The sequence below is a fragment of the Aeoliella straminimaris genome (assembly GCF_024054565.1).
GTDB classification, from domain to species: domain Bacteria; phylum Planctomycetota; class Planctomycetia; order Pirellulales; family Lacipirellulaceae; genus Aeoliella; species Aeoliella straminimaris.
In genome coordinates, this window is sequence record NZ_JAMXLR010000020.1 from 16,361 (window position 1) to 41,063 (window position 24,703).

Genomic DNA, 24,703 nt, shown 5'->3' on the forward strand with positions numbered 1-24,703 from the left:
CTCCCTGGCTTGAGTTCATGCGGCTCGCGGAACCACATTCTGTTGACGGTTGCTCTCTGTTGCAAGCTGCCCGGATGTCCCGTCCACTGCGTCGAGCAGCGGCAGGTCCTTCAGACTCTTAAGTCCAAATAACTGCAGAAACCGCTTGGTTGTGCCGTACTGAAGGGGTCTGCCCAATTCTTCCGATCGTCCGACAATACGCAAGAGGTCCCGCTCAATCAACTGCCGGAGCAGTTCGCCGCAGGCTACTCCGCGAATGGCCTCGACTTCGGCTCGCAGCACCGGTTGGCGGTACGCTACTACCGTGAGGGTATCGAGGGCCGGCGGCGTAAGCTTGAGTGGACTGTGCTCCAGATCGCAGAAGTCGCCTATTTTGCCTATCCACGGGGCAAATTGCGACCTGGTGAGCAGCCGATACCCGCCCGCGACGTTTTCAATGCGGAAGGCACGACGGCGACGGCTGTAGGTGTGCGATAGCCGCGATAGCAGTGTGCGGGCCTCGGTGGCGTCGGTCAGATTCGCCAGTTGGGCAATCCGACGCAGGCTCAACGCCTCTCGAGAAACTAGCATGACGGCCTCGACCCGGGCCTGCCGATCGCCGTTGTCGGACGACGGGGGGGAACCTTCGGGCGATTTGAGGCCGGGCCAATCGGTGGCCCGACCCCCCGCGCAGCGGGCGCCATGTCGCCGCGAACCGCTGGCGATGGTCTCGAGTTGAACGGCTAGCGATGTTCTCTGGGGTCTCATGAACGTGGTCGATCAGCGGTACTGCGGCGCGGAGTTGCTGGCCATTTGCCACTCGCTCACCTGGCGGAGCACATCTTGAGCGGCTTCGGCAGGGTCGGTCGAGACGGACTCGAAATGCCGGGTGAATACGCTATCGCCCCCCAGCGGAGCTTCGCAATAGCAGCGGTAGAATTCGCCATTGTCACCCCAAGGGTCCAGCGAACAGCGGGATACGCCACGCTTCTTCAGTTCGTCGAATACCTGTCCCACGGGTGACTTGCCGGGTTTCGTATTGCTCGGAGCCGTATCTGGCATTTGCTCGCCTCCGGCAAGTTGGACCCGGGGGTCCACTAAGGGCGGCGCGTGAAGCGGCTGCGCATCGGCCACGAACCCGGCCGGGGGATCGGCGGGCGTCAGGGGATCCATCGTCGGCGCGGGCTGCGTTTCATCGCCGGACTCGTCTGGCGAAAAGGTCTCGGCCATGAGTTGCTGAGCGCGCTCCAATAAGGGCGCGAGCTTCTCGAGTTGTGGCCCATAGGCGCGATAGGCCAGCGCCCCGAGGATCAGGGTTCCGATCATCACCGCAGCCCGATAGGCAACTTTGAGCGATTCCATAGGTCGTTCTGGTGGGATGGCGAGTGGGGGGAAACATTCGGTTGGGAGTTTCGCGCGGAGAATAGATCGCGGTAAGTTGGGCAACAAGCCCAATTCGCCCTGGAATTGGGCCCGCCAACGGTTTCGTACTGCCGCTCGCAGTTGGATGGCTGGCCAGCACCGTTGGCGAGCCGCCTCACCCCGGCCAGTGCTAGCATCTATAATTGCGGCATGGAATCGCCCATTTATCTCGACAATAACGCCACCACGCCGCTGGCCGCCGAAGTGGTGGATGCCATGGCCGAGGCCATGCGTGCGGGGTACGCTAACCCGGCCAGCCAGCACGAAGCGGGACGGCGGGCCCGGCGGGTGGTCGAGGCCGCCCGCGAGCGAATCGTCGAGTTGCTCGGCGGCCAGACAGGCGGTCGCCAGCCGGATCGGTTGATCTTCACCTCCGGCGGCACCGAGGCGAATAATCTGGCGATGTTCGGCCTCGCGCGGATGGCGGAAGACCGCTACGACGGGCCTCATCATCTGATTGCTTCGCCGGTGGAACACCCCAGCGTTGCCCGGGCGGCCGACGCGCTGGCCTGCGAAAACTGGCAGGTCGACCATCTGGAGGTCGACGCCCAGGGCGTCGTGGAGCTCGCGTCGCTAGAGAATCTCATCACTGATCGGACACGCCTCGTCACCACCATGTGGGGCAACAACGAGACGGGCGTCCTGCAGCCGGTCGCGCCATTGGCCAGCCTGGCCGCGTCGCGCGGGGCGATGTTGCACACCGATGCAGTACAGGCGGTCGGCAAGATCGATGTTCATTTTGGCAACTCGCAGGCCAGTTCGTTGGCGTTTACCGCCCACAAGTTTCACGGGCCCTTGGGCATCGGAGGTCTATTGGTGCGTGGCGACACCCAGCTGGCGCCGCAGCTGTTTGGCGGGTTCCAGCAGGCTGGTCTGCGACCGGGCACCGAGTCGGTCGTACTGGTAGCCGGCCTGCGTACCGCCCTGGAGTTGTGGCATACCGAACGTTCCGCGCGACTGCAGCACCTGACAAGTTTGCGCGATCGTTTCGAGCAGCAGATCTGTGCGGAGTTGCCCTGCGCCCAAGTAGTAGCTGCCGGCGCCGAGCGATTGCCCCATACTTCGAACATCGCGTTCCGCGGCGTCGACCGGCAGGCGTTGTTCCTGGCGCTCGACATGGCGGAAGTTGCCTGTTCGACCGGTTCGGCGTGCGCCAGCGGATCGAGCGAGCCCTCGGGCGTGCTGCTAGCGATGGGGTGTTCGGACGAGGTGGTGCGGGGCAGCTTGCGGTTCAGTTTCGGCGCCCAAACGACCCCCCCGGAGGTGGCCGAAGCGGCTCGTCGTATCTCTAAGGCTTGCAAGCACTTAGAACGACAAAAACATCGTTAAAAATGGGCCTTGGTGGCTCCCGCTTGGTTGGCAAATCGGGTAGAATTTGGGTTTGCTCTTTTCCCCTTCGAGACAGGCTGCCTACCGGCCCCCCGAACTGGAGTTTTTGTGGTCAACGGAGTGTCGACACTTCCCGTACCCAGCCGCCTAAACGATGCGCAGCAACCCGCGCTGGCAACCGCTGCTGCGCAAGTCGTGGCCCCCTCCGGGTTCATTGCGGGACAAGAGAATCGCTTTCTGGCCGCCGTGCTGGGAACTTGGTGCGACGCCCTGGCCGATGGCGATTCGAAGCCCGGCGATGCGTCGTGGGAACGGCTCACCAGCCCGTTGGTATTGGTTGGCTCCACCGGCAGTGGCAAATCGCACCTGGCGCATGGTCTGGCCGAGCTTGCCGGCGACCAACGCGCGGTCTACACCACGGCCAACGATTTGCGCCGCGAGTTCGCCACAGCCATCGACGAAGGTGGCCCAAGGGCGTGGCGCGACCGCATATCTGCCACGGCAATTCTGGTGATCGACGATCTGGATCATCTACCGGTGCGAAGCCATTTTCAGCAGGAACTGCTGCATTTGGCCCACGAAATCGAATCCCGGGGACACAAGCTGGTGGCGACCTCGGCCCAGCCAATCGCGCACCTGCCGGCTTGGCTGCCCGACTTGGTGAACTGGTTTGCGAGTGGTTTGACGCTCGAGATCTCGCCCCTCGGCGCCGATTCGCGGTACGAACTGCTCACCCAATTTGCCGCCACCAACCAGTGGCAGCTGCCAAGCGACGCCATCGAACTGCTGGTCGAGCACACACCGCCTGAACCGCGTGAGATGTTCCGCCTGGCGGCCGACATGCTGCGGCAGTTCGGCACCGGCGCCCGGCTCGAAACCGATACGCTGGCCCACTTTATTCATCAGCGCAAGGCGGCTCAGGCGCCCGAGCTCCGCGACATCGTCCGCGTGGTGGCTCGGTACTACCGCATTCCGCTCAAGTCGCTCACCAGCGCTTCGCGACAGGCGGCCGTGGTGTCGGCTCGGGCGACGGCCATTTACCTGGCCCGCACGCTCACTTCGGCCAGCTACGAACAAATCGGCAAGCACCTGGGCGGTCGCGATCACAGCACCATCATGTACAGCCATCGGCAGGTGGAGAAACGCCTCACCCGCGAAGCGGCGCTCCGTTCGGCGATCGACGATCTGACGAGGCTATTGCGAAAATGAACCCCCCACTGCTGCCTTTACCTGCCTCGAAGGCGGCACGGAGAGCTGCGGAAAACGTGTAGACCGGTGGTCGCGCCCTGTCGGCCACCTGTGACAGTCATCGACAACCACCGGCAAGCCGCAGATTTTCATCGACAATCGACTACCACCCATCGACCAACCATAAACCGTCCTTCGACACGTTTTCCACCGAGCCCCAAACTCAGCAAATCTCGACGCTCACTAAAGTTACCGAGCCTAGAACGCTCGTTATGAACACCTGGCGGCGACGAATAAACAACAACAATAAAAATCTATTTTGTATTGGACTAGGGAGAGTAACCCATGAAGATTGTCGCCAACCGCGAGAAGCTGCTGCATGCCTTCAGCACGGTTGCACCGGTAGCTCCGTCACGCAGCCCCAAAGCGGTACTGCAGAATGTGAAGCTCGATGTCACCTCCGAAGGGGCCACCCTCATGGCGACCGACCTGGAGTATGGCATTCGCTACGAAGTGGATGGCATCGAGGTCGAAACACCTGGCGCAGTGCTGTTGCGGACCGACAAGTTTGGCCCCATCCTTCGCGAGAGCAGCGACGAGACTTTCCGCATCGAGTCGGATGGCAGCACCACCACGGTGAAAGGCGAGCGAAGCAAGTTCAACCTGCCGGTGGCCAATCCCAATGAGTATCCGCCGGTGGCCAGCTTCGACGAATCGGCCCTCTTCGAGATCCCCTCGCGGCTGCTGAAGGAACTGATCCGCCGCACCCTGTATGCCACGGACAACGAGAGCAGCCGCTACGCCTTGGGAGGGGTGAAGCTCGAAAGCGACGGGCAAACCATCACGGCTATCGGCACCGACGGTCGACGCCTGGCCAAGATGGAAGGCCCGGTGAACAAGGTGGGCGATCCGGTCGGCTTCGGCGAAGCGACCATCGTCCCCTCGAAGTCCATGGCCTTCATCGAGCGGACCGTGATGGACGACGACGGCGAAATCCAGATCGCCGTGCGGCAGAACGAGATCCTCGCCAAAACGCCTCGCGCCACGGTCTACACGCGATTGTTGGAGGGACGGTTCCCCGGTTGGCGGGAAGTGTTCCCCAGCCGCACCGAATCGGCCAAGATCGAAATGCCGGTCGGACCGTTCGCCGCGGCCGTGCGACAGGCCGCCATTGTTACTAGTGACGAAAGCCGCGGTGTCGATTTCACGTTTGCCGATGGCACGCTCACCCTGGCCGGCAAGACGGCCGATGTCGGGCAGTCGCACATCGAGATGCCGATCAGCTACACGGGCGAATCGATCACCATCACGCTCGATCCCAAATTTGTGGGCGACTTCCTCAAAGTACTCGACACCGAAAAAACGTTCACCCTGGACTTGGCCGATGGCGATTCGGCGGCCGTGTTCAGCACGGACGACGGTTATGGCTACGTGGTGATGCCCCTGGCACGAGACCGATAAACCATGGACGAAGAAGAGCTGGCCCAGAAACTCTCCTACCAAATGCGGCGAAACGACGTCCAGCGACGGCGGTTCTACGGACATGAGCCGCAGGCGATTGGCAAAGTGCTGGCCAAAGTGGTGATCAACAACCGCTACGCCTGTGGCGAGTCGAATGCGGCCCTCGAGGAAGCGTGGGCCAAAATTGTCGGCCAGGCCTTCGCCGCCCGCAGCCAACCCACGGGCATCAAGCGAGGCAAGTTCGAAGTAACCGTGGCCCACTCGGCTATTTCGCAGGAACTCACGTTCGACCAACGACGCATTGTGAGCGAACTGCAAAAGTCCTTCCCCGAAATAAAGATAACCGGCGTCCGTTACCGCGTCGGGACCATTGGATAACAGGAGTTACATCAAGGTTTTGGGAACAGAAGGAAACGAAGAGAACAAAGAATAGGATTGAGAAACTCAGCGATCTAGCATGCACAAATTGTATTCGAAAGCAGATGCACTCTCACGCGAAGTGATAGGAGCGGCCATCGAAGTACATCGGGACAAAGGCCCTGGATTGCTGGAATCGATTTACGAATGGTGCCTGTCAATGGAATTGGAGTTGCGTGGGCACACTGTCGAAACACAGAGGTTGGTAGTGGTGCAATACAAGCAGTTTGAACGGCAAGATCCGTTGCGGTTCGATCTACTTGTGGACGGATGCCTGCTGGTGGAGGTGAAGGCCGTAGAAACGGTTCCACCCATTAGCAAGGCGCAACTACTCAGCTACATGAAATTGCTTGATATACCATTGGGCTTGGTCATCAACTTCAACACGATGAAACTTACTGACGGGTTATCACGGCTGATATTGCCAGGAGCGAATGGCGAGTAAACGAACACCTTCGTTCACTTCGTTTCCTTCTGTTTAAACACGATGCCCTGAGATCCCGACGTTACAACTGGAAACCACGAATGGCAGACGAGAACGAATCGTACGGAATGACACCCGAAGATGGTGAGCAGGCGGCGGAGTCGAAGCCTGTGAAGCGTGCCGTCGCAAATAGCGAGTACGGCGCTTCGGATCTGGAGCACCTGAGCGACCTGGAGCACGTGCGTGAGCGGCCCAGTATGTACATCGGCGATACCACGGTGCGTGGTCTCCACCACCTGGTGTACGAGGTGGTCGATAACTCCATCGACGAAGCGATGGCCGACTACGCTTCGGAGGTGCAGGTTACCATCAATGGCGATGGCTCGGTCACCGTCGAGGACGATGGCCGGGGCATTCCGGTCGAAAGGCATGAACAACTCTCCGAGCAGATGGACCGCGAGGTTTCCACACTCGAAGGGGTGATGACCGTGCTGAAGTTCGGCGGCAAATTCACCAAAGGCGCCTACCAAACGTCGGGCGGACTGCACGGTGTCGGCGTAACCGTGGTGAACTTCCTCAGCGAATGGGCCGAGGTAGAGGTCTCCCGCGACGGACATGTGCACCATCAAGAATACGAGCGAGGTGTACCAAAGGGTCCGGTCCGACGCGTTGGCGCCACCAAAAAGCGGGGCACCAAGACCACCTTCAAGCCCGATCCGCAGATCTTCCAGGCCACTAAGTACAGCTACTCCACGCTGCTCAAGCGGCTGCAGGAACTGGCCTTCTTGAACCAGGGCGTGAAAATCACCATCAGCGACGCCCGCACCGGCGATAGCGAAACGTTCCAATACGAAGACGGTATCCGCCAGTTCGTCGAGCACCTGAATCGGGCCAGCGATGCGATCCATCCCGACGTGCTCTACGTCAACGGCGAGGCCGAAGGTGTTACGGTCGAAATCGCCCTGCAGTACTCGAGCGAATTCACCGAGAACGTCCACTCGTACGTCAACAACATCAACACTACCGAGGGCGGTACGCACATGTCGGGCTTCCGCTCGGCCCTCACGAGGTGCCTGAACAACTACGGCAAGAACGCTGGCATGTTCAAGGACCTGGTCCCCTCGGGTGACGACGTCCGCGAAGGTCTCACGGCGGTGATCAGTTGTCGCGTGCCGCATCCGCAGTTCGAGGGGCAAACCAAAACCAAGCTCGGCAACGGCGAAGTCGAAGGCATCGTCAACTCGGTCTTCGGTGAGTTTCTGGCCAAGTACTTCGAAGAGAACCCCAAGACCGCCAAAGTGATCGTCAACAAGGCGATCACGGCCGTGGAAGCCCGCGAGGCGGCCCGCAAGGCGAAGGCGCTGCTGCGGGAACGCAAGGGAGCGCTTTCCGGTGGCAGCCTGCCGGGTAAGCTTCGCGACTGTTCGAGCAAGGATGTCGAAAAGTGCGAACTGTTCCTGGTGGAAGGTGACTCGGCCGGTGGCTCGGCCGAAGGGGGTCGGATGCGGGAGTACCAGGCGATCTTGCCGCTGCGGGGTAAGATCATTAACGCCTACAAGAGTCGCGAAGACAAAGTGCTGGCCAACGAAGAGGTCCGCAGCATGATCTCGGCTGTCGGTTCCGGCATCGGGGCCGAACAGGACATGTCGAAACGCCGTTACGGCCGCGTGGTCATCATGACCGACGCCGACGTCGACGGTTCGCACATTCGTACGCTCTTGCTCACGTTCTTCTATCGCCAGATGTACGAGCTGGTCGCCCGCGGCCACGTGTACGTCGCCCAGCCACCACTGTTCCGCGTCCGCAAGGGCAAGAAGACCGACTACGTGCAGACGGAAGAGGAAATGAAGGCTCAGCTGCTGGACCTGGGTCTCGGCGACTCGGTGTTCGATCCAGGCGACGGCCGTTTGATCGAGGGTGAGGACATGGCCAAAATGGTCCGCACGCTCGCCGCGCTCGAAGAGTCGATCATCGCCCTCGAGCGACGCGGCATCAGCCTCAAACTGCACGCCGTGCGGCAGGATCCCGAGAGCGGCAAGCTGCCCGTGTATCACGTGTTTCTGGGCAACGACGAGCACTGGTTCACGGGTCGCGAAGCGTTGGACACGTTCGTTAAAGAGCAGGAAGCCGCCTTGGGTGGCGAACTGGTGATCGACGCCGGCACGGTTGCCCTATCGACCGAGCCGAGCGCCAATGGCGACGCCACGGAAACCAACGACGTGGAGGCTGTTAAGATCCGCATCGTCGAACTGCACGAAGTGCGGACGATCAACACGCTGCTCGGCGACCTGCGTGAAATGGGCTTCGAAATCGAATCGCTCATCCCGCAGGAACGCACCGGCGAAGAGGGTTCGCGTTACACACTCCGCCGGGGCGAAAACGAAACGGGCTTGGAAGACCTCCGCGGCCTCCCCTCGGCCATTCGGGCGGCCGGCGAAAAGGGCCTGCAGATCACCCGCTTTAAAGGCCTGGGCGAAATGAACGCCGAAGAGCTCCGCGACACCACCCTCGACCCGGCCGCCCGCACGTTGATGCAGGTCCGTATGGAAGACGCCGGCGCGGCCGACGAACTATTCCGCGTTCTGATGGGCGACCAGGTCGAACCGCGGCGGGAGTTCATCCAGAAGCACGCGCTGGATGTGAAGAATCTGGATGTGTAGCGTGGAGCCTGCGTACAATATCAGTTGGAGGCTACCTAGATGACATGGCAAGAACGCATTGTCGTTGATCCCAACGTCCTGACGGGAAAACCCATCATCAAAGGAACTCGGATGGCCGTGGAGTTCGTGGTCGATCTACTAGGAAGAGGCTGGTCGGTCGATGCCGTATTGCGTGAGTATGACCATCTCACGAGAGAGGATGTCCAAGCTTGTCTGGCTTATGCTGGGGAAGTTTTAAAGAGCGAGCGCATCTACCTCACCCCTTAACATTAGCTGTATGCATCGTGCGACTGCTGGCCAACGAAAATATTGCATCGTCCGTCATCGCTGAGTTAAGGCAGCTTGGGCACGATGTTTTGTGGGCAAAGGAGTCACTGCAGGGCGAGCCCGACTCGGTTTTGTTGGCTCGTGCGCAAGCTGAGACGCGAATTCTACTGACTCATGACAAAGACTTCGGCGAGTTGGCTTTTCGCGAAGGTTGTCCAGCAGAATGCGGAATTATTCTCATTCGCCTTTGCGGCGAAGACCCACAGTCGGACAAAGGCCGAGTCATTGAAGTACTGACCAGTCGTGAAGATTCGGTAGGTCACTTCAGCGTGGTGGAGTCTGAACGAATACGCATGCGGCTGCTTGCACCGCCTCCTAAGCCGAAATAGTCTCGCCCAACGGAAGTGAATTCATCCAAAAGCACGCGTTGGATGTGAAGAATCTGGATGTGTAGTGAGGAAGAATTACGGAACACTAATCTTCGCTAATCCACGCTAATAAGATCAGTGGAGATTAGCGTCGATTAGCGTTCCCGCTTCCGACTGATCCGTGGAATCATACGTTCGCGCCGCCTCTAAGTCTGCCGATCGATGTTACTTCGGCTGAAACACCTGTTCGCGCGTGATATTCTCGCCCGGACGAAGCCACGTGCGATGATGGTAAACCGTCTGCTCAAGCAGGTTGGCCAGCCCTTGGCCCACTCGCTCCACGAGTTCCGTTGAATCCCACTCAGGGTCTTGGCCTGGAGGGCAGTCCTTGAATGCAGTCAGTGTGACTGCGACACTGCACCCCGCCGGGACCGAGTCGTCCCATTCTTCCAACGTGCCACGCTTGTAGGGTCGAGAAACGTTGTACTCGATACCCCTATCAACAACTGAGCTCCATTCCGTTTCGTTCTCGCAGTCGTAGGCGAAATCTGGAAGGCTCAAAAGTTGCTGCAGGCCCTCGCAGACTTCTGTGAGCGAGAAGCAACAATCAACTGCCAGATGTTCCATGACGCGGATTCGATTTACGTGCATGCGGACGGATCTGCGTTGCGACTCAGATTAGGTGTCACGCAAAGGCGCAGAGGCCCAGAAAAGTTTTGGAACACTAATCTTCGCTAATCCACGCTAATAAGATCAGTGGAGATTAGCGTCGATTAGTGTTCCCGTTTGTTCCTTACCACTTGAGCCCAAACTTCTCGCCACCACTAGGCCCGCCGGTGCCGCCTTTGAGTTGGCCTTTGCGCTTCTCGGGGGCTTTGGGGGCGTCGGGCGGGGGGGTGAAGTCGGTGTCGGCGGTCTCTTCGTCGCCCTTCTTCTTGGGCGCTTCGGTCAGAGCCCGTAGGCTGAGGCCGATGCGTTGCTTTTCTTTGTCGACCGAGAGCACTTTGACCTCGACGCCTTGGCCCTCCTGCACGACGTCGGTGGTGCGGAAGACGCGGCCGTGGGCGAGCTCGCTGATATGGATCAGCCCCTCGACGCCCGGTTCCAGTTTCACAAACGCGCCGAAGTCCATGGTCTTGGAGACGGTGCCGTTGATCGTGGCACCGGTGTAGTACTTCGTCTCGACTTTGTCCCATGGGTTCTCGGCGCTTTCGCGGTACGAGAGGCCAATTTTGCCGGAGTCGGGATCGATGCGTTCGATCTTCACCTTGACCTGCTGGCCCTCGGAGAGCACTTCGCTGGGGTGATTCACGCGGTCCCAACTCATCTTCGAGACGTGGATCAGACCGTCCACGCCACCCAGGTCCACAAAGGCACCGAAGTCACGCAGGCTGCGGACCACACCTTCGCGCATCTGCCCGACGGCCAGTTCCTTCATCAACTCGTCGCGCTTTTCGGCCTTTTCGCGTTCCATCACGCCGCGGTGACTCAGCACCAGGTTGCGGCGTTCGGGGTTGGCTTCGGTGATCACGGCGTTCATCTTCTGTCCGACGAACTCTTCGGCGTTCTCCACGCGGTAGATGGAAATTTGCCCCATCGGCATGAAGCCTCGCAGGCCCGCCACCTGGCATTCCAGGCCACCCTTGTTCGAGCCGGTGATGACCACCTCGACCACCTGGCCTTCCTCAACATCTTCCCAGTTGCCCACTTCCATGGCGGCACCGGGCAGGCTGAGTTCGTACAGACCATCGTCGCCACCCCGCACCACGACAACATTCAGTTCGGTGCCGGGCTCGGGCAACTCGCGATCTTCGAACTGCTTGAACAGCACGACGCCCTGGTTGCGGCCGCCGAGATCGACGAACACGTTGTCCTGGTAGATCTTCGACACGCGGCCCGTGATGGTGGTGCCTTCGGGAATCTCTTCTCCGGGGCCCTGTCCGCCCTTGTCCATGATGGCGTCGAGCGACTCACCACCGAGCGCGGCCTCGAACTCTTGTTCCAGGTCGGGGCTCAGCTGATCGCGAATGTTGGGCGGCGGGTAGATCTTGCCGGTTGGCTTGGGCGCCTCGGGCAGCGAGCTGGCTTTCTCGCTCGGCTCCACGGCGGGCGGCAACGCGGTGGCTTTAGCCACAGGCTTCTCGGCCGCGTCGTCGGCTCGCTGGGTGCCGATCAAGATTCGCTGGCGTGGCTTGTCCGACTCGCCCTCGCCAGCGGTCTCCGCGGTCGGCTCCGCTGGAGCGGACTCGGGGGACGACGGCTCCGGCTTGGCGGCTTCCGCGGCCGCGGGCGAAGTCTCGCCTGCGGGGGTTGGCTCCGCAGCTGGAGTTTCGGCAGCTTGAGTTTCCGCCACGTCAGCATTCACTGGGGCGGTCTCGGTGGCCTCGTTGGGAGTTTCCTGTTCGGTCGACAGCTTTTCGGAGTCGGACATCGGTTCAGAGACAATAGGGTCAAAAATGTGCCAGACAAACCCATCTGGACAAGCCCCACAGTCTACCAAGCCACAACAGTCGTGTGGAGCGGGCGGAGCAATTTCGACGCAATTCGCCCAGATGTGGTGATGCCCAGATTCAGTGGATAGAGTTTGCGTATTAATCCGTTCAGCTGGTCATCTCTGTGCCACATCAGAGGTGCGTTGCGGGTCTACCGCACAATCTGCGTTGGATTCAATCTGCTAGCAGCTGATGCAGATGGTAGTGAAACTTTCCCAGTTTGCCGCCGTAGTTGCCGGCCGAGATGGCGGGGATACCCTCGCCGGCGGCGGCCCCGAGGGCAACCCGCATCGCATCGGCCACGGCCTGCTCGCTGGTGCCGTTGATGACGATTTCGTAGGCACACTGCGCCTGGGGCACTAGCTCGCTCTCCACCCGACCGCGGAGCGTGGGGCAGAAGGCGTCGTTGGTCGAGGCGACCATGCCCTTGTAACGCGAGCCCACCTTGCTGCCACTGCGGACCACGCCACCCGGGAAGGGCGTGATCACTTCACTCAACGGGGCAACCGCCTCGACCACGCGACGGGCAGCCGCCAGGGCCACGGCTTGCGAAGTGCCCTGGAGAATGATGTTGCCGCCGGCCACGCCCTTCTGAACGCCCAGCGACTCTTCGACCAGGAACTCGCCATCCATTACCGGGATCCGCCAGAACCGCCGCTCGCCTGGCTTCTTGCTCTTCTGGAATCCATCGCCGAAGAAGCGAATGTGCTTGCCCAAGGGGATGCGATCCTGCTCGACACCGTCGGTCGCAGGCAAACCGTCGTAGACAGCCGTCGTCGCGCAGGTCATCACGCACTGGCCCACGCGTTTGGGCAGGGCTTTGGCCAGGGCGTCCTTCGAGAAACCAAACGCCAGCACCACCGCGGCCGGCCGGCCATCGGGCGATTGGTCGGGCGCGAGCCACCGCTCCACCGCGATCTCGGCATCGCACTGGATGACACTCGAACCGTAGCCACACAGCTCGCGGGTGGCGGCCTCGACCCAGTAGTCGTCGATGGCCGAAACGATGAGCCGCGCGAACCGCATGCGGAATGCTTCGGCGAAGGTATCGACGATGGTGGTGGAACCCAGTTGCATGGGTCCATCTTCGCCGGTTGTCACAGGAGGGACAAGCCGACAAGGGGCGGCTTAGGGAAAACTGCCTCCGCCGAAACCTTTTGGCGCGGCCTTGTCTTCTTTCCACGGCACCGAGTACTCGTGCTGTTTGGCTGCCCGCAGTGCGGCGAGAAGTTGCTGGATTTGCTCATGGAGATCTTGGTTTACCGAGACTACCAGCAAACCAGGTTGAATAGCGCTGAGATATCTTTCCGGGCCACCTTCGTAGGTCCATCTGTCGGATCTTGTGTTGCTGATGATCAAGTCAATCAGATCGTCCATGGTCGCGGACGATGGGTTTCCATCCGCATCTTGGGGCTGAAGTAGATCGCCCACCGGATAGACGGCCGTGATTTGATGCGACCACGCTTCTTCTTCCGTGGTGATAAGCAGCACTTCATCTTCAATGACATAGACCAACTCGAGCTGCCGAAGCAGGATCCGCAGTCCGGCACCCAGCGAGATGCTCCGCAGGTTGGCGTCGATTGGTTCGTGGGTCGAGAGGCCCAAATCGTCGAGAGCCGGCACGTCGAGTTGGACCTCGATGTCGTATTCTTCCTGCAATAAATCGACAACTCTGGCGAGCGGGGCCCCCTGAAACACCAGCCCCCGCTTCGTCATGGGCGCGCAGAGGATGTGGCGGATTTTCTCGCTTTTCTCCGGGTGCCTCTCGGCCCAGAACACGGGCGCGAGCGTTTCGTCGGCTGCCTCGGCCGAGGATTCGCGATGGGAGTCGGCAGCGGGCTCTTGAGCCGCGCACTGCAGAATGGCAACGAACCCCAGGCCGGCGAACAGTGCCACCAGCGGCAGCGTGCGTGTCAGAACGGTCATCGATGCGTTTCCCCTCTCGCCAAACCGGAGTAAGAATTCAGTCGTTCACCGAGGCCTTGGTGGGCGCGGGGATGTACCGTTCGGCTTTTTGCTTGGGCTCGGGCCGCTGGGCGTAAGGTACGGCAAACTCACTTTGCTTTGCACGTCGCAAGGCGGCCAACAGCTGGACAATCTGCTCGTGCACATCCTGGGTCTGACTGACGACCAGCAAGCCCGGCTGCATGGTTGCGATGTCCCCCTCGGGACCGCCGTTTTGGACCCACGTGTCCGACGCGATGGTCGAGTGAATTAGGCCGACCAAGGTTTCTATATCCTCGGGGCGGCGACGACCCTCTTTCGCCGTTGAATCTCTCTCATACCCCTGCTTTACGGCCAGCAGGTCGCCCACGGGATAGACGGCCACTTGAAGCCGGGTGAGTGCTTCCTCTTCGCTGGTGATCAGCAGAATTTCGTCGCTGATGACGTAGGTCAACTCGAGCTGCTTCAACATGATTCGCAGTGCAGCGCCCAGCGAGATGTTTCGTAGGTTGACATGAATCGATTCATCGGGCGAGATACCAAAGTCGTCGAGCGCGGCAGCGTCAATCTGGATCTCGATGTGGTACTCGTCCCGCAGAAAATTCACCACTTCGCTGAGCGGCGCGCCATCAAACTGAAGTCCCACGCCCGTGAGCGGTTCGCGGAGCGCCTGTTGGATGCGATCTCCTTGTTCGAGGTGATTCACGGCCCAGAACACGGGCGTAGCTTCGGCGGCGGAGCCATCGGCTGCAGGTGAGGGCGGGCTGCCAGGCCGGGCGGCTGACGGGTCCGAATTGTCGCCCTCGAGCGTGCCAAATGGATCGTCCAAGGGCGTGGTGTCGCTGGTGGGGGTTCCAAACGGGTCCATTTCTTCGTCTTCGACGGGTTCGGCGAAGAAACCACCGTCCGGCTGCTGAGCCATGGCGGCGGACATGGCAACCAGGCTCAATGCGATGGCGACAGCCGCCTGGCCAAGCGGTCGAAAGTAGCTCGACATTTCGATTTCTCCCCTGAATAGTGGACGCTGGTGGAGTAGCAGCGGTCCAGTGCGCTCAGTATCGGCGCAAACTGACCTGAAAGTGCGAATGCTGCTCTTCAGATCGCGGTGAGGAGGGCGAATTATTGCAGGACCGCGGCCTGCATGGCCCTGTGACTCGGCGAACAGAGAATATCCCCCCAGCCTGGCGGTCGGGGGGGCACCGGGGAGAGGGTGTGTGAACCTGGGGCGACTAGCCTGCCTGGGATGTGGGATAGCTGCCGCTGGAGACTCCCATCAGCCGGCCCCCGCTTTCGTACCAGCCGAGACTCGTGAAGCGGCACCACAGCAGATCGACCTCGAGCTGCACGACGCCTTCGTCCGGCAGATCGATCGACAGGACGCCGCGGCGGTAGGGGATGGGCTTTTGGTGGAAAAAGGCGATGCCGCGCTCGGAAACGTCTTTGCCCACCACCACCATGGTCTGGTGCAGCAGTTCTGGTACTTCGTCGGGTTGGGGCGAGAGTTCGAACAGGTAGGGAATGGACGTCCGCGTGGACCCCCGACGTTCGTGGTGAAGCATCGGCTGCATCCGGTGCAGCAAGCTGGCGACTTCACCGCCCAGACCGCGGGGAACCTGACAGAGGGGAACGTCTGAACCACTACCGATCCAAGCCATTGACAAGCATTCCTGAATGACGCGGGGCCGCCGTGGTGCGTGGCAGCGCGCAAACGGGTAGGAGCCGCGAAGCATCGATCGGGTGAAACCGAATCCCTCGCAGTAGCGATTAACGGGTCGCTCGGCAAAGTCGGCTTCGCTCAAGCCAACGTCCGCGCGAGTGGGACTGTTTCACCCTGTACCAGGCGGCTACGAAAAGGCACCAGCCGCTGGGGGCCAGTGGGCCCACTGCACGAGTTGCACAGGTTAGACCACTAAAAGCTAGCTTAGAGTTTGGTGTGCGGCAAATAAAACTGCCGAAGTGGCAGGAGTTCCCAGCCCCTACCTGTGGCAATATCCGGCGCAGGCGGCAGAGTCGCGTCAAGCGGAGACGATAAGTGCCTGGGGTCGAGTCGCGCGAGCCCCCAGCGGGATCACTTCCGGGGGCTCGCAGGACTCGACCCCAGCCATCCAGCTGTCGAACCAATCACGCACTAATTCAGTGTCCAGGCCAGGATGCCTGCCACGGCGATGATACCGACGGTTATCACGGCAATGCGGGCCACGTCGTGCCATCCGGCAGTGGCATGGGCCACAATCGGCGTGTAATACATGGCCTGCGCCGGGCGAGGGGATCGCTCCCGCGACGCCGTCTGCAGGGCCGTTTGCTGCACTTGAGCAATAGCGGCCCGTGCGGGAATGGCATCGCCCCAGTAGCCAGGCAGGTCGCGACCTTCGCTGGCGGGCACGGCTTCTTCGAACACGTCGTGGGCCGGGCGCAGCGCCTCGGCAAAACGCCAACACTCGGGGCAGCGTTCCAGGTGTTCCTCAACGTCGACGTCCGACGGGTCGCCCGTTGGGAACGGTCCACTTGTAAGCACCATGAAAACCTGATCGCAGTCCATCGACTCAAGCCTCCAAGCTAGCATCGACACAGCGATGCAGCGCACGGGATTTACGTGGCATCGCGCGAGGGAACAGTTAAGTTCCGCCTGATGCGCACCAGCCAACAATGGGAAAAGCCGCCCTGACCTTATGCTGACATATCACCAGATAGAGTACTTGGGAGTGTACTCGAAAGTTTCACCGACATGCCAGAGGAATTGCCAGCAGAATGTTGATTGCCGCCGAGCGTGCGTATGGCGTGCGCACGGCGCCGAAATTGGCGACCAAATGCCAACCGGGGCAGGGCAATCACACCGACGCGCCTGGCAAGCGAGTCGCAAAATGCCCTGATAGCAAGTGTGGATTGCCGAAAGATGGTGAGTCGCGGCCTCCACCCCGCCTTTTAGGCGAGTTCCTTTAGCGCCGCGAGCACTTGTTCGTCGTGGCCGTCGACTTTGACTCGCTTCCACACCTTCGCCACTTTGCCTTTGCCGTCGATCAGGAAGGTGCTCCGCTGGATGCCCATCGACTTCTTGCCATACATGTTTTTCTCGCGCCAGGCACCGTACTTTTCGGCAATCTTGTGGTCGATGTCGGCCAGCAGTGGGAAGTTCAGTTGATACTTGTCGCGGAATTTCACGTGGCTTTCGACCGAGTCGGCGCTGACCCCCAGCACCACGGCGCCCATTTTCTTGAGCTGGGTCTTCTGGTCGCGGAACGCGCACGCCTCGCGGGTGCAGCCTGGCGTGTCGTCCTTGGGGTAGAAGTAGAGCACCACTGGCGAGCCGGCCAGTTCCGCCAGGCGAACCTTCGACCCATCGTCAGCGGTCAGTGTAAAAGCGGGGGCTTTTTTGCCTTCCTCGATCCAGTCGCCCATGTCACAAATCCTCGAAGTGGCCAGTATGCGGGGTGCCGTTGTGTGGATTGTAGAACTGCCGCCCGGGCTCGACGAGCCCCGGTAATAACCCGTTTCGTGGGACGCTTCGGCAATTGTTCTCGCCCACCGCGTCCGATAAAATGACCAGCTTAGGTAGATATTGCTTTCTCACCCATGAACGCCACCAGCCCATTGACCGAAACCCCGTCCGCCACCAGCGATTCCCGCGCCGACCGCAGCCTGCAACTCGCGATGGCTGCTGCCCGGACCGCCGAAGAGAACCGCGGCACCGAGATTACGCTCTTGGACATGCGGACCATCACGCCCGAGTTCGACTACTTCGTCATTGCCACCGGCAATAGCCGGCGGCAGTTGCACGCCATTAGCGAAGAAATCGACCATCGCCTGGAAGACGAACTGGGCGACAAGCGGATAGGCATCGAGGGCTACAGCGAGAGCCGCTGGATCCTGTTGGACTACGGTTCGGTGGTGGTCCATCTGTTCGACCGCGACACCCGCGACTATTACGCCCTGGAAAATCTGTGGGACGGCGCGGTCCGCGTGCCCCTGCCTTGGGACAAAGAGGAACCGCCGGCCGCTGAATGAGCCGGCCGTCCGACTGCACTAGCCGGCCTTCGGAAGGGGAAAGGCGGAAGGTGGAAGGGGGACGCAAGCGATCTGGATCCCCCCTTCGCCCTGCCACCTTTGCACAATGAACTTCCTCGCCGAAATCCGATCCCGGTTTGCCAAAAGTCTCCATTCGCTCACAGGATTCGAAGGCGACGTTGCGCCTGTCCTCGAGCAAATACGCCCTAGCGATGGCAAGTTTGGTGATTACCAGGCCAACTGCGCGATGCCACTCGGCAAGCAACTCGGGAAGCCGCCACGCGAGATTGCTGCAGCGCTCGTCGAGTCGCTCGACGTGGCCGACCTGTGCGAGGTGCCCGAGATTGCGGGCCCGGGCTTCATCAACCTGAAGATCAAGGACGAGGCCATCACCACCGCGCTGGCCGCCGCGGCCAAGGACACCCAGCACCTGGGCGTTCCGCAGGCTGCCGAACCACGGTGCATGGTGGTTGATTACTCGTCGCCCAACGTCGCCAAGCCGATGCACGTGGGGCACATTCGCTCGACCGTGATCGGCGCGGCCATTGCCAATGTGCTCCGGTTCCTTGGCCACAAGGTGATCACCGACAACCACATCGGCGACTGGGGCACCCAGTTCGGCATGATCATCTATGGCTACAAGCACTTCGTCGACGAATCGGCCCTGGCCAAAGAGCCCGTCGCCGAACTGAGCCGGTTGTACAAGCTCGTCAATTCGCTGGTCGAGTATCACGGGGCCAAAACCAGTGGTCTGCCGGCCATCAACGAGCGAATTGCCAAGCAAGAGCAGACGGTGGCGGAACTCTCCGCCGCCGAACCGACGGGCGACAAGAAGGCCGACAAGCAAGCGGCCAAAAAGCTTCGGCAGGCCGAGGCCGCACTGGGCGACTTGCGGAAAGAAAAGGAATCGATCGAGAAGAAGATCGCCGCCGTGGACGAGGACGCGACGCTCGCAGCAATGGCCGCCGAGCACGCCACCATCGGCCGGGCGGTGCTCGATGAGACGGCCAAGCTGCATGCGGACGATGTAACGAACAAAGAGCTGTGGAATAAGTTCCTGCCAGCGTGCATGGACGAAATCCAGAAAACCTACGACCGGCTGAATGTGTCGTTCGACCACACGTTGGGCGAGAGCTTCTATCACGACCGCTTGGCCGCTGTGGTCACGGACCTCCAGCAGCGGGGCTTGGCCACCGAGAGCGACGGCGCGATGTGCGTGTTCCTCGAAGGCTTCGCCGCGCCGTTCATTGTGCGAAAACAAGATGGCGCGTTCCTGTACTCAACGACCGACCTCGCCACGATCGCCTACCGATTGGAAGAGTGGCAGCCCGACGCCATTCTGTACGTCGTCGACCATCGGCAGGGTTTGCACTTCGAACAACTGTTCGCCACGGCCAAGCAGTGCGGCTGCGAGAACGTCGAACTCGAGCACGTGAGCTTCGGCACCGTGTTGGGCGAAGATGGCAAGCCGTACAAAACGCGATCCGGTTCGGCCGTTGGTCTGATGGGTTTGCTCGACGAAGCGGTCGATCGCGCCCGGGCCATCGCCGACGAGAGCCCCGTGCTCACCACCGACGACGAGCGGCAGCAGGTGGCCGAGCGAATCGGCATCGGCGGTATCAAGTACGCCGACCTCGCTCACAATCGCACCAGCGACTACACGTTCAGCTACGACAAGATGCTCGCCATGAACGGCAACACCGCGGCGTACATGCAGTACAGCTACGCCCGAGTGCGAGGTATCTTTGGCAAAGCCAAGGTGACCGAAGAACAAGCGCTCGCTGGCGCCGACAGCATTTCTATCGACTCGCCCGAAGAACGGGCGCTCGCGATGCAGCTGTTGCGCTTCGCCGAGGCGCTCGATAAGGTGGTCGAAGACTATCGGCCCAACCACCTGACGGCCTATTTGTTCGACCTGGCCCAGGCGTACGCCACGTTCTTCCAGAACTGCCCGGTGATCAAAGCCGAGACCGAAGAGCTGAAGAGCAGCCGACTCGCTTTGTGTGCCCTTTCGGCCCGCACGCTCGAAACGGGCCTCGGCCTCCTAGGCATCGAGTGCGTCGAGCGGATGTAGGGATGTTGTCAGAGTCTTAGGGTGCCTGGGGACGAGCTCCACGAGCCCCCAGCATTCCAATATCTGGGGCTCGTGGAACTCGACCCCAGCCACCCAACGTTTCTCGCACTGCTGCCAGCTTCCCGGCGCGGCCAACTGCCCTATAATCAGTGGTCGGTGCGGTGTTCTATCCCCCAAGCAGGAGCAAAGACATGAGCAATCTGATTGTGATTGTGTTCGACGATGAACATACGGCGTTCGAAATGCGGACCGCGCTGGTCAAAATGCAGAAGGAATACCTCATTGAAATGGAGGACGCAGTAGTCGTCACCAAGAACGATGCCGGCAAGGTCCAACTGCACCAGGCGGTGAACCTCACCGCGGCTGGTGCCGTAGGCGGTGGTTTCTGGGGTACGCTGATTGGCCTGTTGTTCCTCAACCCGCTGCTCGGAGCGGCTGTGGGCGCCGGTGCCGGTGCGCTGTCGGGTCTATTCACCGACATCGGTATCGACGACAAGGAGATGAAGAAAGCCGGCGAGTCGTTCACACCCGGCAGCTCCGCCCTGTTCGTGCTGGTGCGTAAGGCCACCAACGACAAAGTGCTGGATGGCCTGAAGGAATTCGCCGGCAAGGGCAAGGTATTCCAAACCTCGCTCTCGAAAGACGACGAAGCCAGCCTCCGCGCGGCGCTCGAGAAGGTTTGATCGAGAAAAACGAAGCCACGGATCGACACGGATGAAACACGGACTTCGCGATCACTCGCGTTTGTCTGTGTTCATCCGTGGCGAACTTCAGATGGCGTTCACTTCCGCGGCGTGCGTCGCCAGTGGCGGCGTCCGGCCTCGGCGTCGGCCCAGACGTTGTAGCGGAGGTCGTTGGGCGAAAGGCCCAAGGCAGCTGGGCGATGAATGCCTGCGAGCACGGCCACGTCGTACAGCTCGGCAATGCGCCCTTCGATTTCGAGCGTTTGCACCGTTTGGCCGGTCTCCAGGTCCACAATCGCCAGACCGGCGTAGCTGGTCATGCCACGCTTGGCGAGTTCGTCGTCGAGTGCCAGGCCGCCGAACTTGTTCTGCTCCCGCGGGCGCGAGAGTCCGACGATCGCGTAGTGATCGACAAACGCCAGACCGCGCGCGTAACCCGGTACGAAAGCCACCGGCTCGAACTCGCCGCGATCGAGGTCGACGTAGCCCAGGTAGCCAGTGCCGGAGTTCAACAGCCACAAGCGTCCGTCGTGCCACCGCGGCGAGTGCGGCATGGAGAGGCCCGTGACGATCGGTTCGTTGTCGGTGGTGCTCCACAGCTCACCACCAAGCATGCGGTGCTTCTTCCAGGCGCGGTTCACGTCGCTTTGGTGACACAACGTGACGTACCGCGGCTGGCCATCGACCATTGCCAGACCATTCAGGTGGCAACGGTCTTCGGCGGTGAGCGTCGTGATGAAAGGCGGCCGCCATACCTGCTCGAAGCTTTGCTCGGTGCTCACCGTGGCCAGGCAGTTGAAAAGCGTGGCCACAAACAGCGGTTGCCCCAGCGAGTCGATGGCGATGTCGTGCAGATCGAGGTCGCCCGTGGTGTAAGCGATACGGGGCACAAACAGTCGGTCGTAGCCAGCATCGCGGGCGTGATTGTCGAACTGATGTTCCATCCGCCACACCTGGAAGGCGGTGGCCAGCCATAGCGTCTGGCCGTCGGTCGTGACCCCCATCGCCCGGCGGAAGCTCCGCTCGCTGGTGGCCAGTTGTCCGCGGTCGTTCCGCCCCAGCAGCAGCAGCTTTCCAACCTGGTAGGTGGTCACCGCCAGGCTGGCATCCAGTTCTTCAAGCCACGACACAAACCCCTCGGAAAGCACCGGGCGCCAGGAGCGTTTTGCGGGAGAGGTCGCGTTGTCATGCGGAGGTTTCACGCGAGCAGTATACCGAGACCTGGCCGCGAAGTATTGGGTGCTAGCGGCAGAAGTAGCTGGCTCTTGTGCTCGAACTCCACGACTAACCGAAGCTCGACGTCCGCGTTACGGCCAACATGGTGCCTTAAAAAACAACGCCGACCCGCACCGTTAGAGCGCGAGCCGGCGACGGGAACAACTTCCGCACCAAGGTTGTTCCGGTTGCTGAGGCTATCGCCTGCGGAGTCCCCCCACCACTCCGGCGACTCCCAGCATCATCAGCACGGCACTCGTTGGTTCTGGCACCTGATAGATCTCCCCCGCGGCCACGGGCAGCACCGCCTTGTACCCCGCTGTGCCATCCACTTCACCATCGGTTCCGGCACCGACAGATCCGTCGACCGTCAGACCATGGATGACGATTTCGCGAAACTCCAGTGGCAATAGATCGTCGCCCGCGTAGTCCATCATCGCCCCCACCGGACTGCCGAACAGGCTATCGTCATCCAGGTCGAAGGTCTCGCTGTAAGCGAACGAACCGCCCGGCGCGGTTTGAGTTCCCAGGGTCAGGATGATGTCGCCATACTGCGGCAGTCCCTCGAACACTTCGACGAAGCCATCCCCATCGGCATCGTCGGCAAGTGTCGGAGTTTGCGAGTCGACGGCCGGATTGCCACTGGTGCCATCGCCACCGATCAACCCATGCAGGTGCATCAAATGGTCCATGTCTGGCTCCAGCCCCATAGCGTTGACCTCGACGCTCAACGTCCGGGTGACCGGATTCACTTCGAACATGGCATAGCCCGTAACGCCGGAATTGTTCAGTGTCGTTAGATCAGCCCGGTACACGCTGTGGACACCCCAAGCGTTCGTCGCACATACCAACGATGCGAAGAGGGTGGCGACAGGCAAAGTTCTTTTGGTAATCATGAAATCACTCCTGGTGTGGCTGGAATTCAAATGGGGGACACCATCCACCGACCGCCAGTGCGATGCAGTGAGATAGGTCTCCAACACGGTGCAAATCCGGGCGTGATCACTAGCGATTCGCAAAAAACGCTTGCTCACCAGGTTCCGTCTGGCGATTCAGCAACGTTACGAACCATCCGACGTTGCGGATCAGGGAATCCGAGGAAAATCCAAATCGAACTGCATTGGTTCCTTTTAGCCGCGCCGAATACGGTCGCCGCCCGTCCGCAAGGAGCGGCAGGTCGCCTCCCCGGCTGGACCGCCTCGGCGGGGCTGCGGGTGGCGAGTAGCGTCTGGGGCGGGGGGTAGGTGTTTGGGCCTGAATTTTTAGGAATTACCATTGCCTCGTGTAGTGTGTAGTATATACTACACACATGAGCAACTTCGGCACGTACATTCGTCAGGCTCGTGAAACACATCGAGCCAAGGATGCCAGCTTTTCGGTCCGCCAACTGGCCGCCCGCGTCGGGATCGAGCCTTCGTACCTCAGCAAGATCGAGCGGAGCGAGCAGCCGCCCCCTTCGCAGCAAACCATCGAGCGGCTGGCCGAGGCCCTGGGCGAAGACGCCGACGTGCTGCTTGCATTAGCGGGCAAGGTTTCCGACGAACTACAAGAGATCATTCGCCGCCGCCCGAAACTGTTTGGCGAGTTGATCCGACAACTGAAAGACGCGCCGGATCACGCCGTGCTGCGTGTGGTTCGCGAAGTTCGCGACGGAGAGTGGTGAAGTATCCAACCATTTAGAAAGGGAGCGCCACGATGATCGAACTCAAAGGCAACTCACTTGTAATTCGTTTCCCCGAAGTGCATCCACAGGCCGAACTGCGAGTGGAGTTTCAGCGGACGCTCCGCATACCCGACGACGACAAGACCTATCCCTTGCCACCAGGTTTGGGCAAATTCGCGCTGGAGCACGTGGACGACCACGCCGCGGGCGTGCCACCGCACTGGCTCGAGCGAGGCGGTGTGATGCTTCCCATGTACCAGGCCGAAGCGATGTGGCTCCGTTTTGCCTCTCCAGGTGCATGGAATAGGTCCAAGCTGCCCTACCCTTTCGCAATCAAAGTGGCGGCGGGCAAACAGTGCGCGGTAACGGGCGAGTCGTGGCGGAACGAACTGCATCGCGACCAGCAGGATTACATGGTCGCACCCGATCAACCATGGCTCGATGGATTCTGCATCGAGAAAGGGGTGATCCGACAGTTCGTCGCCATGCCACTCGGAGCCGGTTATTCGGCCGAGGAACAACTCACTGGCAAGGCAGAGCATGGCGGCCTGCAGATCGCGGTCTATCCGATGAAGCGCGAATCATATGAGCGGCTGTGCAAAAAACAGAGAACAATCAGTGACATGGTCAAGGACTGCTGCTTGGCTTCAGCCGAACCAACGTTCGGGTTCCACAGGAAAAGAAGTGCCGACATGGGCCTGGCGCCTGGCGGTCGCATGCGGCAGGAGATCTATGACGACCCTTACGAACTGGGCGATTGGGATCTCGAGAACAGCAGCCGGTGCTTCGTTCATCTCTGCAACTCACTGGTGTGGCAGTCGATCACGGGCTCGCTCCCGCCACACCCTGCCCCTACGGCGAAACAGTACACCACCGCAGGGCTCCCCTGGTACGACTACTACGACGAACGGGCGACCGCCGTCGATGGTGCGGCGAAACTGGCCGGCTTGAAGAGCGTCCGACAGGTGAGCGACGACAAGGGGGACGTGGCCCTGCCCGAGAACGAATCGGTGACGCCCGAGTGCATCGTTACCTACCGCAAAGGGCTGCAGCCGGGGCAGGTCCGCGAGACATGGCTGTAGCTGGTATGCCAACAACTGCGACCGGGTGGCTAT

The 24,703-nt window shown here is 60.8% G+C and carries 25 protein-coding genes; 13 read left to right on the forward strand and 12 right to left on the reverse strand.

Annotated features, from left to right (window positions below; all coding sequences use genetic code 11):
* Window positions 1–15: 15 nt before the first annotated feature.
* A complete protein-coding gene (gene scpB / locus NG895_RS04410) occupies window positions 16–747 on the reverse strand; it encodes an SMC-Scp complex subunit ScpB (RefSeq protein ID WP_252851239.1) in 732 nt (243 codons plus the stop codon).
* A 12-nt stretch (window positions 748–759) separates the two neighbouring features.
* Window positions 760–1,341: a hypothetical protein gene (locus NG895_RS04415; protein WP_252851240.1), complete on the reverse strand. Its 582-nt coding sequence runs from the start codon at window positions 1,339–1,341 to the stop codon at window positions 760–762.
* A gap of 210 nt (window positions 1,342–1,551) precedes the next feature.
* On the opposite strand from NG895_RS04415, the gene NG895_RS04420 reads away from it, so the two are divergent.
* The 8 genes from NG895_RS04420 (at window position 1,552) to NG895_RS04455 (ending at window position 9,536) form a co-directional block, all read left to right on the forward strand.
* Entirely contained in the window at window positions 1,552–2,730 is a 1,179-nt protein-coding gene (locus NG895_RS04420) for a cysteine desulfurase family protein (RefSeq protein ID WP_252851241.1), read from the forward strand.
* Between the two features lie 120 nt (window positions 2,731–2,850).
* Window positions 2,851–3,939, forward strand: coding sequence for a DnaA/Hda family protein (locus NG895_RS04425; protein ID WP_252851242.1), 1,089 nt, complete (start codon window positions 2,851–2,853; stop codon window positions 3,937–3,939).
* 324 nt (window positions 3,940–4,263) lie between these two features.
* Complete coding sequence (dnaN, locus tag NG895_RS04430; RefSeq protein WP_252851243.1) at window positions 4,264–5,379, forward strand: DNA polymerase III subunit beta; 1,116 nt, start codon at window positions 4,264–4,266, stop codon at window positions 5,377–5,379.
* 3 nt (window positions 5,380–5,382) lie between these two features.
* The gene (locus NG895_RS04435; protein ID WP_252851244.1) at window positions 5,383–5,757 is read left to right on the forward strand and encodes a DciA family protein; all 375 of its coding nucleotides are present in this window, start codon (window positions 5,383–5,385) and stop codon (window positions 5,755–5,757) included.
* Between the two features lie 79 nt (window positions 5,758–5,836).
* A complete protein-coding gene (locus NG895_RS04440; protein ID WP_252851245.1) occupies window positions 5,837–6,241 on the forward strand; it encodes a GxxExxY protein in 405 nt (134 codons plus the stop codon).
* An 80-nt stretch (window positions 6,242–6,321) separates the two neighbouring features.
* Window positions 6,322–8,880 (forward strand): DNA gyrase subunit B, encoded by a 2,559-nt coding sequence (locus NG895_RS04445; RefSeq protein WP_425267203.1) that lies wholly within the window; start codon window positions 6,322–6,324, stop codon window positions 8,878–8,880.
* A gap of 39 nt (window positions 8,881–8,919) precedes the next feature.
* Window positions 8,920–9,147, forward strand: a complete 228-nt coding sequence (locus tag NG895_RS04450; protein ID WP_252851246.1) for a DUF433 domain-containing protein — start codon at window positions 8,920–8,922, stop codon at window positions 9,145–9,147.
* A gap of 17 nt (window positions 9,148–9,164) precedes the next feature.
* Window positions 9,165–9,536, forward strand: coding sequence for a DUF5615 family PIN-like protein (locus NG895_RS04455; RefSeq protein WP_252851247.1), 372 nt, complete (start codon window positions 9,165–9,167; stop codon window positions 9,534–9,536).
* Window positions 9,537–9,740: 204 nt separating this feature from the next.
* Here the strand turns inward: NG895_RS04455 and NG895_RS04460 are convergent, their stop codons facing one another.
* The 8 genes from NG895_RS04460 to bcp form a co-directional block, all read right to left on the reverse strand.
* Complete coding sequence (locus NG895_RS04460) at window positions 9,741–10,166, reverse strand: hypothetical protein (RefSeq protein ID WP_252851248.1); 426 nt, start codon at window positions 10,164–10,166, stop codon at window positions 9,741–9,743.
* A gap of 142 nt (window positions 10,167–10,308) precedes the next feature.
* A complete protein-coding gene (locus tag NG895_RS04465; RefSeq protein ID WP_252851249.1) occupies window positions 10,309–11,946 on the reverse strand; it encodes a 30S ribosomal protein S1 in 1,638 nt (545 codons plus the stop codon).
* Between the two features lie 235 nt (window positions 11,947–12,181).
* Window positions 12,182–13,084, reverse strand: coding sequence for a formylmethanofuran--tetrahydromethanopterin N-formyltransferase (gene fhcD, locus NG895_RS04470; RefSeq protein WP_252851250.1), 903 nt, complete (start codon window positions 13,082–13,084; stop codon window positions 12,182–12,184).
* A gap of 51 nt (window positions 13,085–13,135) precedes the next feature.
* The gene (locus tag NG895_RS04475) at window positions 13,136–13,933 is read right to left on the reverse strand and encodes a DUF4974 domain-containing protein (RefSeq protein ID WP_252851251.1); all 798 of its coding nucleotides are present in this window, start codon (window positions 13,931–13,933) and stop codon (window positions 13,136–13,138) included.
* Between the two features lie 37 nt (window positions 13,934–13,970).
* Window positions 13,971–14,948: an STN domain-containing protein gene (locus tag NG895_RS04480; RefSeq protein WP_252851252.1), complete on the reverse strand. Its 978-nt coding sequence runs from the start codon at window positions 14,946–14,948 to the stop codon at window positions 13,971–13,973.
* Window positions 14,949–15,180: 232 nt separating this feature from the next.
* Window positions 15,181–15,606 (reverse strand): hypothetical protein, encoded by a 426-nt coding sequence (locus NG895_RS04485; RefSeq protein ID WP_252851253.1) that lies wholly within the window; start codon window positions 15,604–15,606, stop codon window positions 15,181–15,183.
* Between the two features lie 473 nt (window positions 15,607–16,079).
* Window positions 16,080–16,490: a hypothetical protein gene (locus tag NG895_RS04490; RefSeq protein WP_252851254.1), complete on the reverse strand. Its 411-nt coding sequence runs from the start codon at window positions 16,488–16,490 to the stop codon at window positions 16,080–16,082.
* 383 nt (window positions 16,491–16,873) lie between these two features.
* Window positions 16,874–17,347: a thioredoxin-dependent thiol peroxidase gene (gene bcp, locus NG895_RS04495; RefSeq protein ID WP_252851255.1), complete on the reverse strand. Its 474-nt coding sequence runs from the start codon at window positions 17,345–17,347 to the stop codon at window positions 16,874–16,876.
* A gap of 174 nt (window positions 17,348–17,521) precedes the next feature.
* Between bcp and rsfS the strand changes: the two genes are divergently transcribed.
* The 3 genes from rsfS (at window position 17,522) to NG895_RS04510 (ending at window position 20,710) form a co-directional block, all read left to right on the forward strand.
* A complete protein-coding gene (gene rsfS, locus NG895_RS04500) occupies window positions 17,522–17,953 on the forward strand; it encodes a ribosome silencing factor (protein WP_252851256.1) in 432 nt (143 codons plus the stop codon).
* A gap of 106 nt (window positions 17,954–18,059) precedes the next feature.
* Window positions 18,060–20,027, forward strand: coding sequence for an arginine--tRNA ligase (gene argS / locus NG895_RS04505; protein WP_252851257.1), 1,968 nt, complete (start codon window positions 18,060–18,062; stop codon window positions 20,025–20,027).
* Between the two features lie 191 nt (window positions 20,028–20,218).
* Window positions 20,219–20,710: a DUF1269 domain-containing protein gene (locus NG895_RS04510; protein WP_252851258.1), complete on the forward strand. Its 492-nt coding sequence runs from the start codon at window positions 20,219–20,221 to the stop codon at window positions 20,708–20,710.
* 98 nt (window positions 20,711–20,808) lie between these two features.
* Here NG895_RS04510 and NG895_RS04515 read toward each other — a convergent pair whose 3' ends face one another.
* A complete protein-coding gene (locus NG895_RS04515) occupies window positions 20,809–21,840 on the reverse strand; it encodes a TIGR03032 family protein (RefSeq protein WP_252851259.1) in 1,032 nt (343 codons plus the stop codon).
* A 282-nt stretch (window positions 21,841–22,122) separates the two neighbouring features.
* A complete protein-coding gene (locus tag NG895_RS04520; RefSeq protein WP_252851260.1) occupies window positions 22,123–22,821 on the reverse strand; it encodes a CHRD domain-containing protein in 699 nt (232 codons plus the stop codon).
* A gap of 413 nt (window positions 22,822–23,234) precedes the next feature.
* Between NG895_RS04520 and NG895_RS04525 the strand changes: the two genes are divergently transcribed.
* Together NG895_RS04525 and NG895_RS04530 are read left to right on the forward strand one after the other, a co-directional pair.
* Window positions 23,235–23,588: a helix-turn-helix domain-containing protein gene (locus NG895_RS04525; protein WP_252851261.1), complete on the forward strand. Its 354-nt coding sequence runs from the start codon at window positions 23,235–23,237 to the stop codon at window positions 23,586–23,588.
* Window positions 23,589–23,620: 32 nt separating this feature from the next.
* Window positions 23,621–24,670, forward strand: coding sequence for a hypothetical protein (locus NG895_RS04530; RefSeq protein WP_252851262.1), 1,050 nt, complete (start codon window positions 23,621–23,623; stop codon window positions 24,668–24,670).
* Window positions 24,671–24,703: the final 33 nt, after the last annotated feature.

Excerpts from the sequence above, each read along its gene's own strand:
- scpB (WP_252851239.1), bottom strand. The coding sequence starts at position 747 with ATGAGACCCCAGAGAACATCGCTAGCCGTTCAACTCGAGACCATCGCC.
- NG895_RS04415 (WP_252851240.1), bottom strand. The coding sequence starts at position 1,341 with ATGGAATCGCTCAAAGTTGCCTATCGGGCTGCGGTGATGATCGGAACC.
- NG895_RS04420 (WP_252851241.1), top strand. The coding sequence starts at position 1,552 with ATGGAATCGCCCATTTATCTCGACAATAACGCCACCACGCCGCTGGCC.
- dnaN (WP_252851243.1), top strand. The coding sequence starts at position 4,264 with ATGAAGATTGTCGCCAACCGCGAGAAGCTGCTGCATGCCTTCAGCACG.
- NG895_RS04435 (WP_252851244.1), top strand. The coding sequence starts at position 5,383 with ATGGACGAAGAAGAGCTGGCCCAGAAACTCTCCTACCAAATGCGGCGA.
- NG895_RS04440 (WP_252851245.1), top strand. The coding sequence starts at position 5,837 with ATGCACAAATTGTATTCGAAAGCAGATGCACTCTCACGCGAAGTGATA.
- NG895_RS04445 (WP_425267203.1), top strand. The coding sequence starts at position 6,322 with ATGGCAGACGAGAACGAATCGTACGGAATGACACCCGAAGATGGTGAG.
- NG895_RS04450 (WP_252851246.1), top strand. The coding sequence starts at position 8,920 with ATGACATGGCAAGAACGCATTGTCGTTGATCCCAACGTCCTGACGGGA.
- NG895_RS04460 (WP_252851248.1), bottom strand. The coding sequence starts at position 10,166 with ATGCACGTAAATCGAATCCGCGTCATGGAACATCTGGCAGTTGATTGT.
- NG895_RS04465 (WP_252851249.1), bottom strand. The coding sequence starts at position 11,946 with ATGTCCGACTCCGAAAAGCTGTCGACCGAACAGGAAACTCCCAACGAG.
- fhcD (WP_252851250.1), bottom strand. The coding sequence starts at position 13,084 with ATGCAACTGGGTTCCACCACCATCGTCGATACCTTCGCCGAAGCATTC.
- NG895_RS04475 (WP_252851251.1), bottom strand. The coding sequence starts at position 13,933 with ATGACCGTTCTGACACGCACGCTGCCGCTGGTGGCACTGTTCGCCGGC.
- NG895_RS04480 (WP_252851252.1), bottom strand. The coding sequence starts at position 14,948 with ATGTCGAGCTACTTTCGACCGCTTGGCCAGGCGGCTGTCGCCATCGCA.
- NG895_RS04485 (WP_252851253.1), bottom strand. The coding sequence starts at position 15,606 with ATGGCTTGGATCGGTAGTGGTTCAGACGTTCCCCTCTGTCAGGTTCCC.
- NG895_RS04490 (WP_252851254.1), bottom strand. The coding sequence starts at position 16,490 with ATGGACTGCGATCAGGTTTTCATGGTGCTTACAAGTGGACCGTTCCCA.
- bcp (WP_252851255.1), bottom strand. The coding sequence starts at position 17,347 with ATGGGCGACTGGATCGAGGAAGGCAAAAAAGCCCCCGCTTTTACACTG.
- rsfS (WP_252851256.1), top strand. The coding sequence starts at position 17,522 with ATGAACGCCACCAGCCCATTGACCGAAACCCCGTCCGCCACCAGCGAT.
- argS (WP_252851257.1), top strand. The coding sequence starts at position 18,060 with ATGAACTTCCTCGCCGAAATCCGATCCCGGTTTGCCAAAAGTCTCCAT.
- NG895_RS04510 (WP_252851258.1), top strand. The coding sequence starts at position 20,219 with ATGAGCAATCTGATTGTGATTGTGTTCGACGATGAACATACGGCGTTC.
- NG895_RS04520 (WP_252851260.1), bottom strand. The coding sequence starts at position 22,821 with ATGATTACCAAAAGAACTTTGCCTGTCGCCACCCTCTTCGCATCGTTG.
- NG895_RS04525 (WP_252851261.1), top strand. The coding sequence starts at position 23,235 with ATGAGCAACTTCGGCACGTACATTCGTCAGGCTCGTGAAACACATCGA.
- NG895_RS04530 (WP_252851262.1), top strand. The coding sequence starts at position 23,621 with ATGATCGAACTCAAAGGCAACTCACTTGTAATTCGTTTCCCCGAAGTG.